Source organism: Tsuneonella suprasediminis (genome assembly GCF_003605755.1).
In the GTDB taxonomy this organism is placed as follows: domain Bacteria; phylum Pseudomonadota; class Alphaproteobacteria; order Sphingomonadales; family Sphingomonadaceae; genus Tsuneonella; species Tsuneonella suprasediminis.
The window spans coordinates 442280-455951 of the sequence record NZ_RAHJ01000018.1 but is presented as its reverse complement, the minus strand read 5'-3'; the positions used below and the strand labels follow the sequence as shown (position 1 = coordinate 455951).

General features: G+C 58.5%; 10 protein-coding genes. 3 read left to right on the top strand and 7 right to left on the bottom strand.

Translation table 11 applies throughout. From position 1 onward, the window contains the following. Nucleotides 1–42: 42 nt before the first annotated feature. Complete coding sequence (locus D6858_RS08165; protein ID WP_120108900.1) at nt 43–2313, top strand: penicillin acylase family protein; 2271 nt, start codon at nt 43–45, stop codon at nt 2311–2313. Between the two features lie 53 nt (nt 2314–2366). Here D6858_RS08165 and D6858_RS08160 read toward each other — a convergent pair whose 3' ends face one another. The 5 genes from D6858_RS08160 to D6858_RS08140 all read right to left on the bottom strand — a co-directional run bounded on the left by D6858_RS08160 (nt 2367) and on the right by D6858_RS08140 (nt 8494). Then, the gene (locus D6858_RS08160; protein WP_165859664.1) at nt 2367–3809 is read right to left on the bottom strand and encodes an amidohydrolase family protein; all 1443 of its coding nucleotides are present in this window, start codon (nt 3807–3809) and stop codon (nt 2367–2369) included. An 80-nt stretch (nt 3810–3889) separates the two neighbouring features. Further along, the gene (locus D6858_RS08155; RefSeq protein WP_120108895.1) at nt 3890–5188 is read right to left on the bottom strand and encodes a serine hydrolase domain-containing protein; all 1299 of its coding nucleotides are present in this window, start codon (nt 5186–5188) and stop codon (nt 3890–3892) included. A gap of 67 nt (nt 5189–5255) precedes the next feature. Next, nucleotides 5256–6407, bottom strand: a complete 1152-nt coding sequence (locus tag D6858_RS08150) for an alanine racemase (protein ID WP_120108893.1) — start codon at nt 6405–6407, stop codon at nt 5256–5258. A gap of 102 nt (nt 6408–6509) precedes the next feature. After that, complete coding sequence (locus D6858_RS08145) at nt 6510–7469, bottom strand: pyridoxal-phosphate dependent enzyme (RefSeq protein ID WP_240623767.1); 960 nt, start codon at nt 7467–7469, stop codon at nt 6510–6512. Next, the gene (locus tag D6858_RS08140; protein WP_205664902.1) at nt 7466–8494 is read right to left on the bottom strand and encodes an ornithine cyclodeaminase family protein; all 1029 of its coding nucleotides are present in this window, start codon (nt 8492–8494) and stop codon (nt 7466–7468) included. Before D6858_RS08140 ends, D6858_RS08145 begins: the two co-directional genes overlap by 4 nt. A gap of 401 nt (nt 8495–8895) precedes the next feature. Here D6858_RS08140 and D6858_RS08135 point away from each other — a divergent pair, with 401 nt between their 5' ends. After that, the gene (locus D6858_RS08135; RefSeq protein ID WP_205664901.1) at nt 8896–9441 is read left to right on the top strand and encodes an Lrp/AsnC family transcriptional regulator; all 546 of its coding nucleotides are present in this window, start codon (nt 8896–8898) and stop codon (nt 9439–9441) included. A gap of 15 nt (nt 9442–9456) precedes the next feature. Here D6858_RS08135 and D6858_RS08130 read toward each other — a convergent pair whose 3' ends face one another. Both D6858_RS08130 and D6858_RS08125 read right to left on the bottom strand, forming a co-directional pair. Further along, nucleotides 9457–10368: a LysR family transcriptional regulator gene (locus tag D6858_RS08130; protein ID WP_120108887.1), complete on the bottom strand. Its 912-nt coding sequence runs from the start codon at nt 10366–10368 to the stop codon at nt 9457–9459. Nucleotides 10369–10437: 69 nt separating this feature from the next. After that, a complete protein-coding gene (locus tag D6858_RS08125; protein ID WP_120108885.1) occupies nt 10438–11814 on the bottom strand; it encodes a M20/M25/M40 family metallo-hydrolase in 1377 nt (458 codons plus the stop codon). Between the two features lie 126 nt (nt 11815–11940). Here D6858_RS08125 and ettA point away from each other — a divergent pair, with 126 nt between their 5' ends. After that, a complete protein-coding gene (gene ettA / locus D6858_RS08120) occupies nt 11941–13617 on the top strand; it encodes an energy-dependent translational throttle protein EttA (RefSeq protein WP_120108882.1) in 1677 nt (558 codons plus the stop codon). Nucleotides 13618–13672: the final 55 nt, after the last annotated feature.

The following is a 13672-nucleotide window of genomic DNA, read 5'->3' as shown; positions in this document are numbered from 1 at the left end:
GCCTAGCATTTAGACTGCCCTTATCAACAGGAGAGCTTGCCCATGCATCGCCGTCACTTCACAGCCGCAGTCGCTCTGGCAACACTGGCCGCGTGTTCAACACCTTTGCAATCGACCACCGCAACGCCCGCGTCCGCGACAGAAATCCTGTGGGACAATTATGGTGTTCCCCACATTTACGCCGATGATGCTCAAGCGGCTTACTACGCCTTCGGCCGCGCTCAGATGGAAAATCACGCCGAGCTTCTGCTGCTCAACGTTGCCAGCGCCCGGGGTCGCTATGCAGAGTACTTTGGAGCGGGCAAAAATGACGAGAACGTCCGCAGCGATATGGACGTGCTCACCAACAGCATTCCCGAACGCGCTGAACAATGGCTGGCCAGCGGTGGCGAAGAACAGCGCGCTTTGCTTTCAGCGTTTGCAGATGGCGTCAACGACTGGGCGGAAAGCAATCGCGATACGATTGATCCGGCGATTGCCCGTGTCCTGCCGATAAAACCGTCAGACAGTCTCGCCCTTTATCAACTGAGCGTACACTACAGTTTCATGGGCGCGCGCGCCTATACCAATGCCAAGGCGTGGCAAGCGGGGCAGAAGCGCGCCGAAATCTCCAATTCCGCATTCGGGTCGAACGCCTACGCGATCACGCCCAAGAAGTCCGCAACGGGCAACGCGATGCTGATCGGCAACCCACATATCGATCTGGGTGCCGTCGGGCCGCAACGTGACAACGGCTTCCCCGCAGCGCGTAAGGGTCTGTTCCATTGGATGGAGGCGCACCTTGTCATCCCCGGAAAAACCAATTTTACTGGCGTTGCTTTCGTCGGCTCCTCCCTTCAGGCTATTGGATTTAACGACAATCTGGGCTGGAGCCATACAGTCAACGCTATCCAGAATGCCGACGTGTACGATCTCAAGCTGGAAGATGGCGACAAATATCGCTTCGGCAATCAGACACTTGCGCTCACCAAGCGTCCGGCAAGTCTGAAAGTTTGCGATTTCGGAACCGACCAGTGCGAAGCGCGGTCGTTCACAATTGCCTCCAGCGTTCACGGCCCCGTGATCGCGCGGCGCGGCGATAGCCACGCGCTGGCGCTGAAGATTGCCGGACTCGATACCGACCGGCCCGCGCTGCAATATTGGCGGATGATGACCGCGTCCAACATCACGCAGTTCGAAAGCGCGTTTTCGATGCTGCAGATGCCGTATTTCAATGTGATCTACGCTGATCGGGACGGGCATATTATGCACGTCGATGCCGGTCAGCGACCAGTGCGACCATGGGGCGATTACGACACCTATCGCGGGATACTTGACGGATCGGATCCGCGCCTGCTCTGGAAAGAGACAGTTGCATGGAACAAGCTGCCGCAAGTCCGTGATCCCGTCGGCGGCTTTGTCCAGAATTCGAACGATTCCCCGTGGACATCGACGTTCCCCGCAGCGATCAAACCGAGCCAGTTCCCGGCATGGATGTCGTTCAATCTGATGGACCTGCGCCCTCAGCAATCTGCATTGGCATTGCTCACCAAGCCGCGTTTGACAATGGACGATCTGGTGACAGCAAAACAATCGACCCGGATGATACTTGCCGACCGGTGGCTCCCTGATCTCATTCCTCTGGCCCGCAAGAGCGGGGATGCCGATCTGCTTGCAGCCGCCAAAGTTCTGGAAAGCTGGGACAGGCGCGCCGACACAGATAGCAAAGGGGCTGTCCTGTTCGACCGTTTCAGAGTGGCATACGTTGCCACCGATGCGCCGCCACCGCCAAACGGGAATCCGACGACACCGCCAGAAATGTTCCGCACGGCATTCGATCCGGCCCGGCCACTGGAAACACCCGTCGGGATCGGTCAGCCGGAACGCGCCGTTCTCGCGCTGCGCGAGGCAGTTCAATCGATGCAGAAGGACAAGCTTCCGCTCGATATCGAATGGGGCGCAATCCATCGCATTGCATTGACAGGGCGCGACAAATCATGGCGCAACCCACGCGAACTGGCGAATTATCCATCGGCAGGCAGCATGGATGCCTATGGCGGATTGCGGCTGGTTAAATATGTCCCCTCGCCCGCCGATGGCAAAATGCGCGCCGCTGCGGGGGAAGGATGGATTCAGGCAATCGAATTCCAGCCTGACGGTGCCAAGGCACAGGTATTGCTCGTTTACGGTAACGCCAGCCGTCCCGGATCGCCGCACATCGTCGATCAACTGCCTTTGTTTGCAGAAAAGGCTCTCCGCCCTGCATGGCGCGATCGCCGTTCGATCGAAGCCAACCTCAGCCGTCGGGAAACAGTGGATTACAGCGGTAAGTAAGGGGCAATTTGCCGGTCGCCCGTGAGCGACCGGCAGGCACACCGGCGGTCTCTTCAATCGTTGTTATCGTCGGCGTTCTCGCGCGCTTCATCCAGAAGACCGTCGAGAGCGGTACGGTTGAGATAACGCCCTGCCCGGAAAACAGCATCGATATGCGATGCATTGCCAATATCGGTCAAGGGGTTGGCGCTCAGCATCACGATATCGGCCACTTTGCCGGGCGCAATCGTGCCATAATCGCCCTCTCGCTTCATAAAGCGCGCCGCTTCGATCGTTGCCGCCTTCAAGATCGCAAGTGGCGGCAACCCTGCCTCCTGCAACTGGTTCATTTCCAGCTGATAGGAAAAGCCCGGAATAATGTAGGAATCGGGTGTGTCGGTGCCGACCAGAATATTTACCCCGGCGCGATACGCATCTCCGGTCAGGCGCAAACCGTGAAAGTAGAAACGCACCAGATCCGATCGCACCGACCAAGGCAGTATGCCATAACGTTCGGCTTCCTCACGCCACTCCGCGCGGCCCTCCGTCGGAATGTATGCCAGCTTCGGATCGTCGCGAAATTCGGGCACCCACGCCAATGCATCGAACCTGCGAGTGCCATGCGTGGGGACGTAATAAGTGCCTGCCGCCACCATCTCTTTGAACAGGAGTGCACAGGCAGCCGGATCATACTCGTCTACAGTCCGACCGACCAATTTAGCGAATGCCGGGTTCTTCCACCGCCCGACAAAGCGAGCCTCTGGCTGATCGAGATAGTAGGTTTGCAGTTCCTCAGCTACCCCCGGCGCGCAGGCAATGGGCAATTCCCGCGCATGATCCACGGTGCGCTGTCCGGCCGCCACAGCCTCACGAACAGAAATCTGCATCGGAACATGGCCACCCGTTTCGACCCCCAGACGCGCGGCTCGCCGCATCAATCCGAAGTACGCATCGCGCGGGACGGAATCGTATATTTTGATAAAGTCGATATGACGATTGCGAACGAAGTCGACCAGATTTTCGGCTTCCCGCGCGGTCTCGACTTCGAAGTGTGCATCATCGGTTGCGACAGCGGACTGCCGACCCTCGCGTCCGCTGACCACCAACAGCGGCGATGCCAGCAGCTGTGGGGCATCGAGTTTACCCCCCGCCAATTCGGCTTTCATATGTTTCAGTTCGGGCAGTGACAGATCAGTGCCCATATCACGAAAAGCTGTCACACCGTTCGCGAGCATCAGATTAAGCACGGTAGTCTGATAGGCACGCTCTGCCGGCAGGTGGGCATGCATATCCCAAAAGCCGGGAACGAGGTATTTCCCGGTCCCGTCGATCGTTACCGCCCCTTCCGGGATCGGAAGTGTAAGATCCCCAACCGTTGCGATCCTGCCCGCGCGGATCAGGACGCGGCGGTCCGAATTGATCGCGGCATTCTGGCCCGCAGCGGTGACATCGATGACCGAGACGCGGTCTATCACATAAGTCGGCTCACGATCATCCGCAGCATAGGCAACCGGCATTGCCAATGATGCCCCACCGGCAATGCACATCGCAAGAGTTCTTCGAACCGACCGGATCGACAACCCAACACACGCTTTCATCATTGTAAAATCCCCTTGCCGCGATTGATCGAGGGCGATGGGGCAGGTGCATCCAGCGGCTTCATGCGCTGAAACAGATGCAGTAATATGTCATCGCCGAGCTCGTTCATCGCGTCTTTCCCATTGGTCGATAGAACAACAAGCCCGACCCGCCTCTCCGGTGAAAACGCCAGAAATGCGTGGTGCGAATCCGCGTCCCCGGTGTGACTGTAGACGTTCCCGTATTGTCCAAAGTGGCTCATCCGCCAGCCCAACGCCTGCGCGAACAGAGCATGCGGCCCGTCGAAATACTCCAGCCGGGGGCGCAACAGGGTGTCCACGGCTTCCGTGCCGCCCAACACCGCACTCAACCGGGTCTGATCGATCAACAGAGCAAGATACCGCGCCAGATCGGGGGCAGTCGAACTGACACCCGCAGCGCCCTTCAGCTCGCCGGACCGCCAGTTCGGCGTACGGAATAGCTGCCGGACTGTCGGATCAAAAGAGTACCCTGCCGGCACTCGCGCTTCCATCGTCTGCAAACGATCGACCACCGTATCGGTCATCCCAAGCGGGCCGGTGAGTTCGTCAGACAATAGCCGCGCGTAAGACTTGCCCGATGCCCGTTCGAGCACATGGCCCGCAACATCATAGCCCATATTCGAATACCGCCGGACACCGGGCGGCCCCGCTGCCCGATCCGTGGCCAGAGCGGTATAGAGGCGGTCCACCGTCGCGCTGTCGGGATCGAGAATGGTCGGATCGAACCCATGCGGAGATTCCACCAGCAGGTTCCTGCGCGTCGAAGGGTCGCGTGGCCATCCGGCAGTATGCAGCAGCAGCGTCTCCAACGTGACGGGCCGCGCAACAAGCGATGGCGAGAGCCGCGCTGTGGATGGCAGATACCGCTCAATCGGCGCATCGAGCGAAACGACGCCGCGCGCCGCCAGTTTAACGGCCAGAAACGCCGTCATCGTCTTGGTCAAAGATGCGACGGGGAACACCGCATCGGCAGGCATGCGGATGGTATGGGCTTCGTCCGCGAACCCATACCCCGACATTTTCACTATCTTTCCATCGCAGACCAGCGCGATGGTGAACCCACCGGGAAGCTGTTCCGACCGGATTTTACCTTCCGCCAGACGATCGATTTCCGCAATCGCCGCGTCATCCAGCTTAGCTGTACAGGAAAGCGCATTGGGCCTGTCACCACCCGGCGTGTGTGCGCGTGCGTGCGCTGGCCCACTGAAAACAGTTGCCGCCAGCGCGATGCATGCGCCCAGTCGAATTGCTTCCCGGCATAGATCGGAAACAATCATACCTTTATCCCGGCAGCTGTCGGCCAAATAAGGGTATTGGCACCAATGCGTGAAATCTCTCCCGTCTTCAGCCAATCGATTCCCATCCGTTGGTTCTGGTCCATACGTCCTCCGCGTCCGCACCACCGATCATGTGATAGGTATCATATGCAGCGGCAGTCATATCTGCATGATTGGGAAGAATACGCACGCGCTTTCCAATCGGAAAATCGGTGAGATCGATAACCGCGCCCGACGGGGAAGTGACAAGGCCCAGTTCCTGGCTCACCGTTCCGACCTGCAAATCACCGATAGGTTTGCCGGTATCGGCATCGCACACCAGCCCGAAGCCGGCGTCGAAACTGCGCCCCTGCGTGCTGCGATCTTTCGACAGCGCGAGCGCACCGGCATCGACAGTGAAGCGGTTGAGCGATTTGCCGTGGCTGATCACCGTAGCCAGGACTGTCACGGCGATATCGTCAATCGTGCAGGCACCGATGCCCGCCTGAAACAGATCTTGAAAGGTGTAGATGCCGCACCGTACTTCATCGATCCCGTCCAACGTATCGGCGTGCAAAACGGCCGGGGACGAGCCAAAGCTCAATCGGGGCTTTGCCAGTCCTGCAGCCTGCACTTTGTCCGATGCAGCCAGAAGCGCGCGACGATGGCGTTCGGTCAATGCCGCTGCTTCCGCCGGGGTGGCGCAGCCATACGATGCCCCGCCATAAGACATGATCCCCGCCAGATTCAGATGCGATGCCTTGCCGCACAGGGCCAGAATCGCATCGAAATCGGGGTCTTTCGGATCGATACCGGTGCGATAATGATCGACGTCGATCTCCACCCAGATCGCGATAGTCACCTGTTCGGATTCCGCGACGACAGCGATCTGTTCAGCCGATTGCAGCGTATCGACCAGCAGGGTGACGTTTTTCCCGGCGCGCAACAGGGGCGCAATTCGCTGCGCCTTTCGTCCATCGGACGGCACAGCATAAAACAAGTCGTCGAAGCCCGCTTGCGCGAGATATTCCGTCTCGCGGATCGTCGAAGTCGTGAAACCGGCCGCACCGGCGTCACGCAGGAGCTGAGCCACCGAAATCGATTTGGGCGTCTTGATATGCGGGCGCAGAGCCACCCCCAGTTCACTCGCGCGTGAAGCCATGCGTGCGATATTGTTCTTGATGATGTCCCTGTCGAGCAAGAGGCAGGGCGTGTTCAGATCATCGAAATCGTGCGACATGGAATATCCTGTTTGAAACGGTTCAGAGTTGGAAGCGGATGCGCTGCCCGCCTGCGATGGGGCGGCACATCTGTTGCGAATTGCGAAGTGGGTCTGGCGGCATCATCGCGATTGCCACGGCAGGTGATCGAGATCGACGTTCCCGCCCGTCAGGATGATCCCCGTACGCGCGTTCGCGAGATCGACCCGCTTTTCGAGAATTGCCGCAACAGGCACTGCGCTGCTCGGCTCGATCACGATTTTGAGGACTTCCCAAACCAGCCGCATCGCATCGACAATCGCGCTTTCGCTCACAGTCACGAAACGATCGAGGTGCGCGCGCAATATGGGCAGGTTCTTATCGCCCAGAGTCGTCCGCAATCCGTCGGCAATCGTGTTGGGCGGATCGGCATCGACCAGTGCCCCAGCGGCCCATGACAGATACGCATCGTTCGCCTGTTCCGGCTCTGTCGCGATGATCTGAATGTCTGGCATCAGGTACCGGGCAATCGTTGCCGTACCCGCCATCAGACCGCCGCCGCCAACCGGAGCGAGTATCGCGTCGATTCCGGGGATTTCCTCCAGCAGTTCCATCGCTGCCGTTCCTTGGCCCGCCATAACCATCGGGTCGTTGTAGGGGGGGACCAGAGTTGCGCCCCGCTCTTCCATCAGCGCCGCGGCTGTGGCTTCCCGCGCATCGATAGTCGGTTCACAAAAATGGATTTCTCCGCCGAGCCGACGGACCGATGCGACCTTCGCCGCCGGGGCGTTCTCCGGCATGACGATTATCGCGTCGATCGATCTGCTACGCGCGGCCAGTGCCAGCGCCGCGGCGTGATTGCCCGATGAATGCGTGAGTACGCCTCGTGCAGCTTTCTCAGGCGAGAGAGCGAGCACGGCATTGTGTGCGCCACGCGCTTTGAACGCGCCGATACGCTGCATGTTTTCGCATTTGAAAAACAGCTCTGTACCAAGAAGTTCGTTCAGCCGACGCGAAGTGAGAACCGGGGTACGATTTACAAACTCCGAAATGCGCGCCGCCGCGCGGATGACATCGCCGGGGGCAATTGCAAGATCGGTCAAAATTCGACCTCCTGTGCAATACCTGCCGCGCGCGCCTGCGACAAAGCGAAGGACGCAATCACCAGATCCTGCAGGCCGATCCCCGAACTGTCGTAGATCGTCGTGCTATCCGGCGATGCGCGACCTTCGGCTGCCCCTCGCAGAACCGCACCGATAGCGGTGATCCGCTCCGCATCCGGCGTACCGGCCAGATACTGAAATTCGCCAATGACAAGCGATTGTCCCGGCTCGTCCGCAAACAATTGCGCGCGGGCAGCAAGTTCGACTGGCAGTTCCTGCTTTCCCGGCCCATCGGCGCCCATTGCCGATATATGTGTGCCGGGCCGAATATCGGCAGCGTCGAATAACTTCGCACGCGAAGGGGTCGTTGTCGCAACAATATCCGCTTGCGCCAGCGCGTCCGCAATATCAGTCGGCTCGGCAGCGATACCATCCGCCTGAAGTTTTTCGGCAAGCTCTTTCGCGGCCTCCCGATTGCGTCCTGCGATCAGGATCTGCTCGATCGGTCGAACCAGCGAAATTGCCTTGGCGTCGTGCCACGCCTGATTGCCCGTGCCGATGATCGCCAACACCCGTGAATCCGGTCGCGACAGAGCTTCGACACCTACGGCATCGGAGGCCGCAGTTCGCAGGCCGTTCAGCCAGGATGCTTCGACAATAGCTGTCGGGAAACCAGTGGCATCGTCCAGCAGGACAGTGGTCGATCCATGGTTGAGCAAACCGTGTGCCATGTTGCCCGGCCAGTAACTCCCGATCTTCAATCCCGGCACACGGTTGATTGCATCGTATCCCGGTTTCGCCCCGAAACGCGTTGCAGGATCGGAACCATGACCGCGCGCGCCAGCGAAGTTGAGCGACTGACCGGCATCAAGACTGATGAAAGCTTCCCGCATCAAACCGATGGCATCGGCATGACTCACCACTTTCTGAGCTGCCGATCCGCTGACGATCGTTATCGAATGTCCTGACATGAAAGTAAGTGTCCGTTGAGTATAAGCGGTGACGATAACTGGAATATCGCGCACGAAGCTGCCCCAAAGCTGCGCGCAATAATCGACAGCAGGGCCAACGGTTGAGCGAAGACCTTGCTACCGCCAGCACCGTAAGGACATTCGAACATCGAACTTTTGGTAATTGCCCCCGCTGGCCGAACTAAATTCGGCAGACCAATCGAGCGGCTCGCCAAAACATCATGAGCCGACAGTAAGATGGTCGAAAGAATCTCCTTCGCCCTCGGTCAGGTACGCCTGCGGCGGCCGTCACGGACGTTCGCGGCAGCCGAAATTTTGACATTACCGGATAGCTAAATCATTGATTTAGTATTGCTTAATTTGCCCGGAAAAATTGCAAAACCTATTGTATAATAACGTTTTTTATCAGTTTTGTGAAATTTGTGTTTCACAAACCCCATGATAGTCTCCGCCCTATGAACTGTCTCTCTGTCGCGCCGATCCAGTCCTCCCATCCTCCGGCGAGCCGGACCCGGTCTTCTGCGCCGCGGATAGCTCTCGATTCAATCGATCTCGAAATTCTGAAGAATCTTCAGCAAGACGGACGCATCAGCAAAAGTCAGCTGGCCGAACGGGTCAATCTTTCAGCCAGCGCCTGCTTCGAACGTATGCGTCGGCTGGAACAACAGAAGCTTATTCTGTCCTATCACGCGAACATCAACGTCCGCGTTCTGGCGCAATATGAAGTGTTTTTCGCAGAGCTGACTCTGAAGAGCCACCGGATATACGATTTCGACCGTTTCGAACGACACGTCGCCAAACTCGGCCCAGTCGCGGAATGCTATGCGCTGGGCGGTGGAATTGACTACCTTCTCAAGGTGATAACGACCGACATCGAAAGCTATCAGGAAATCATCGAGGACCTGCTCGTGGCCGACATCGGGATCGAGCGCTATTGCACCTACATCTGCACCAAGATGGTCAAAACCACCGGTGGCATCCCGCTTCAGGCCGTACTCTGATCAGCTGTAACGCAGTTAACTATTTAACCCACGCCACGGCGGCGGCGACATGGCCTGTGCGAGATAATCGAGAAAAGCCTGTGTCCTGCCAGCCCGCGACGCCGCTGGCCCGACAAGCACGACCACATCGGCATTCGCAATGGCATAGTCCTCCAGCAACGGGACCAGTCGGCCCGAAACGATATCGTCTGCCACATCCCACTCCGAACGGACAATGATCCCCCTACCGTCCAGCGCCCATCTTCGCACGATCTCGCCGTCGTTCGTTGCAAGGAACGGGGTAACCCGAACCGATATCGCGCCTGCGGAGGATGAGAAGCGCCACAAAGTGGCATCCTCTTCGTTCTCGCGTAGAGCCAGGCAGCGGTGACCGGCAAGGTCGCCCGGTGTTTCTGGCGCACCATGCTCCGCAAGGTAGGATGGGGCAGCGCATAATATACGTCTGTTCGGCGCCAGCTTCCGCATTGTCAGCCCGATATCGGTGAGATGCCCGATATGGATCGCGATATCCCAGCGCCGGTCGAGATGTCGCCCCAGCTTGTCGCTCAATTCGAGATCGACCCGGATACCGGGATTCCCCTCCCCGAAACTGGCGACCAGCGGTGCGACGTAGCGTCGCCCGAAACCTGGCGGGGCGAGCACGCGCAGATGGCCTGTGATATTTGAACGTCGCGCCTGCATGTCGCTGACCAGTTCATCGATATCGTCGACGATTGGTGGGCCACGCTCCGCCAGCAGTTTGCCTTCATCGGTCAATACGAGCGAACGCCCGGAACGTGTCACCAACCGCAAACCAAGCCTCTGTTCAATGAGGCGAAGGCGCTGAGTGACTGCCGAGGGAGAGATATCAAGACGCCGCGCACCGGCGGCCAGCGTCGGCTCGGATGCAAGGATCAGAAAGAACCGGATATCGTCGGAATTCACCACTGGTTATTTCTGCACCAGGACGCTCACCTTGGCAAACAGACTTCCTTACCGCCGCGCAACTCGCTGACGTCAGTTCTGATCAGCAGGTTTGATCATACCACTTTCGTTGGCCAGAATGCCCGTCACCTGAGTCCATACAGCAACATTTTGCCGCAAGGCTGCGGGATCGATCTTGTCGAGTGTGTCGTCAGGTGTGTGGTGCAGATCGAAGTAATGCGTGCCATCCTGGTTAAGATCGATGATTGCCGCCCATGATTCCCGCGCCAGGTTCAGGTCAGCACCACCATTGGCTTCGTCCTTGCCTGCCGTGACTCCGAACCGTGCGACTGCGTCCGCCAGTCGCTTATAAAGCGCAGGGTTGCTTTCCGTGAAATTGGTATCGATCCGCCAGATGCGGTCGGCACCGAAATCGCTCTCGATCCCGACAGCGATCTTCTCACCCTTATGAGCAGTGGCATAGGCTTTCGATCCCCATAGCCCGGTTTCTTCCGAACCGGCGAATAACACGCGAATCGTCCGCAGGGGCTGTCCTGCCGCGGCAACGCCTTTCGCAGCGGCGGCCGCAATCCCGCATCCGGCTCCATCGTCTATCGCACCTGTACCCAGATCCCAGCTATCGAGATGGCAAGCGAGCAAAACCGGAGGCAGCGAGGGATCGCGCCCGATGATTTCCCCGGTCACATTGCCGCTTTCGACAACACCCAAATCCTTTGGCGTCAACACCAGCCGGAGCGTGAGCGGCTTACCCCGCTTGATCATCCGCACGAGATTGTCGGCATCGGGATTGGACAATGCCCCTGCCGGTGTAGCGGCAACCCCATCGGGAAAGCTCGTTCCGCCCGCATGGGGAGTCCGGTGATTTTCCGTACCGATGGAACGGATAACCGTTGCGAGTGCCCCTTTGCTCGCCGCCAGCCCCGGACCGGTCCACCGCGCGGGGCCGGCAAAGCCATAACCCGACCCGTCTTGCGTGCGCTTCATATGATGATCGATGAAAGCGATCTTTCCCTTAAGGCTACCCTCAGGTGCTGCCTCCAGCGCAGCATAGCTCGGGAAATAGGCCACTTCGCCCGTTACTCCGTCAGGCGGAGTGGCGACACTACGCCCCAGTGCAGTAATCGTCAGCGGTTGCGCGAAGGGGGAAACAACCCATGCCTTCTCTTCCCCGCGCACCCAGCCCTGAATGGGAAAGGTTTCGACCTTCACATTGGCAAAACCGTTGGCGTTCAGCCATGCCTGTGCCCAATCGCGGGCACGCGCTTCTGCCTCCGTCCCCGCCATTCGCGGCCCGATTTCGGTCGTGACCCCTTCGACGAAATTCCATGCCACCGTATCGCTTTCAAGCATCTTATCAGCGACAGCCTCCACCGTTGGCTGCTTGGGCGAAGTGGCCTGAAGCGGGGATGCAAGCGACAGTGCGACAAGCGCGAAAATGGTTTTCTGCATGAAGGCTTAGCTATCGGCATCAGTTGATAGTGCCAAGCCCTTTAACCGCGCTTGCCCTTCTGCCTGACTCCTCCTATCTGCCGCCACACGTTTTCTCACATCCCAGCGACATCCGAAGGACGACTGATGGCCGCCCAATATGCATTCGTCATGAAGAACATGACCAAGACTTTCCCCGGCGCACAGAAGCCGGTTCTGTCGGACATCAATCTGCAATTCTATCAGGGTGCTAAAATCGGCATCGTCGGCCCCAACGGGGTGGGTAAGTCGACCCTGATGAAAATCATGGCCGGGATCGACACCGATTTCACGGGCGAAGCATGGCCGGGTGAGAACATCACCGTCGGCTATCTGCCGCAGGAACCGCATCTCGACGAGAGCAAGACCGTCCTCGAAAATGTCAAAGACGGCGCGCGCGAAGTGGCGGACAAGGTTGATCGTTTCAACGAAATCACCGGCCTGATGGGTGACCCGGATCGCGAAGATTTCGACGATCTGATGATGGAAATGGGCACTCTTCAGGAAGAAATAGACGCAGTTGACGGGTGGACTCTCGACAACCAGCTCGAAATCGCGATGGAGGCACTGCGCTGCCCACCGGGCGACTGGGAAGTCAGCAACCTGTCGGGTGGTGAAAAGCGCCGCGTCGCATTGACCCGGCTACTGATTCAGAAGCCGTCGATCCTGCTGCTTGACGAACCGACCAACCACCTTGATGCTGAATCGGTCGAATGGCTGGAAAACCATCTGAAGGAATATGCGGGGGCGGTTCTGATGATCACCCACGATCGCTACTTCCTCGATAACGTAGTCGGCTGGATTCTCGAACTCGATCGCGGGAAGTACTTCCCATACGAAGGCAACTATTCGACCTATCTCGAAAAGAAGGCCAAGCGTCTGGAGCAGGAAGATCGAGAGGAATCGGGTCGCCAGAAGCAGCTCAGCCGCGAACTGGAATGGATTCGCCAGACGCCAAGCGCACGGCAGACCAAGTCCAAGGCTCGTATCCGCAAGTTCGAGCAATTGCAGGACGCGCAGAACGATCGCAAGCCGGGGAAGGCGCAGATCGTCATTCAGGTGCCCGAACGGCTCGGCGGCAAAGTCATCGAAGCGAAAGGCATCACCAAGGCATATGGCGACAAGCTTCTGTTCGAAGACTTGTCATTCATGCTGCCCCCCGGCGGGATTGTCGGTGTGATCGGACCCAACGGCGCAGGTAAATCGACCCTGTTCCGCATTATCACCGGCCAGGAGCAGCCCGACAGCGGGACGCTGGAAATCGGCGACACCGTGCGGCTCGGCTATGTCGACCAAAGCCGCGACGATCTGACTGCATCGAACAACGTGTGGCAGGAAATTTCCGACGGACTCGATTACATGAAGGTCAATGGCCACGACATGAGCACACGTGCCTATGTCGGGGCGTTCAACTTCAAGGGTCAGGACCAGCAGAAAAACGTCGGCAAGCTATCCGGCGGTGAACGCAATCGTGTGCACATGGCCAAGATGCTGAAGCAGGGCGGCAACGTTCTGCTGCTCGACGAACCGACCAACGATCTCGATGTGGAAACACTGGGCGCACTGGAAGAGGCGATTGAAAACTTCGCCGGTTGTGCTGTGGTCATCAGCCACGATCGCTTCTTCCTCGATCGTTTGGCAACACATATCCTCGCCTTCGAAGGTAACAGCCATGTCGAATGGTTCGAAGGCAACTTCGAAGCTTATGAAGAAGACAAGCGCCGCCGCCTTGGCGATGCGGCAGATCGGCCTACGCGCCTTGCGTACAAGAAACTGACGCGCTGATAGGGAGTTCGGTGGGCCTGGATTGGGTTCACACGAAGGCACTAAGGCACGAAGA